Source organism: Nakamurella leprariae (assembly GCF_016918035.1).
Lineage (GTDB): Bacteria > Actinomycetota > Actinomycetes > Mycobacteriales > Nakamurellaceae > Nakamurella > Nakamurella leprariae.
Genome location: NZ_JAERWK010000039.1, coordinates 1 through 973 on the forward strand (window position 1 = coordinate 1; position 973 = coordinate 973).

The window sequence follows — 973 nt, forward strand, 5'->3', positions numbered from 1 at the left end:
GGGCGTGTCTCCCATTGTGGTGGTGAGGCTCGCGAGAGTCTGTGCTGGTGACGTCGTCTGGGCGGTACCGGGTGCTCTCTGATGAGCAGTGGGCGCGGATCGAGCCGTTGCTGCCGTCGAACGAGGGTCGGCGGGGTCACCCGTTTCGCAATGGTCGGCGGGTGGTCGAGGTGATCGCCTACCGGTATCGGACCGGGATCCCGTGGCGGGACCTGCCGCGGGAGCCGTTCGTGCCGTGGCAGACCGCGTGGAAGCGGCACCGCCGATATGCCGCGGACGGCACGTGGGACCGGGTCCTGGCCCAGTTGCTGGCCGAGGCCGACGCGGCCGGCAAGGTGGACTGGGCGGTGTCGGTGGACGCGACGATCGCTCGGGCTCACCAGCACGCGACGAACACCACCCGCCCCGAGCAGGACACAGGGGGCCGGGTCGAATCACAGGAATCGGCCGATCAGAGCCGTTGAACCTGCAGGTCACGGCATCGGCCGTTCCCGCGGTGGGCTGACCACCAAGATCCACGCCGCGGTCGACGGCAACGGTCGACCGCTCGCGGTGGTCATCACCGGTGGACAGCGCAACGACGGCGCGCTGCTGGCCACCGTGCTGGGCGAGCTTCGCGTCCCGCGGCTCGGCCGGGGGCGGGCGCGCACCCGACCCGACGCGGTGATCGCCGACCGGGCATACTCGGCCGGCACCTACCGCCGTGCGTTGCACGCCCGCGGCATCAAGGTGGTGATCCCCGAGAAGTCCGACGAGATCACCGCCCGCCGACGCCGCGGGGCACGCGGCGGCCGCCCCCGAACCCTGGACAGCACCGCCTACCGAGGCCGCAACGTCATCGAGCGCCACTTCGCGCTGACCAAACAGTGGCGCGGCCTGGCCACCCGCTACGACAAACTCGCCGTCACCTACCGCGCCGCCGTCATCCTCGCCGCCTGCATCACCTGGTCACGCATATAGAGACACGCCCTAG

The 973-nt window shown here is 71.0% G+C and carries 1 protein-coding gene; it reads left to right on the forward strand.

What is annotated here, in order from left to right:
* Positions 1-47 precede the first annotated feature (47 nt).
* A protein-coding gene (locus tag JL106_RS20485; protein ID WP_407940223.1) for an IS5 family transposase occupies positions 48-960 on the forward strand; the annotation gives its coding sequence in 2 pieces (ribosomal slippage) (positions 48-419 and positions 421-960; 912 coding nt in all).
* The last annotated feature ends 13 nt before the right edge of the window (positions 961-973 follow it).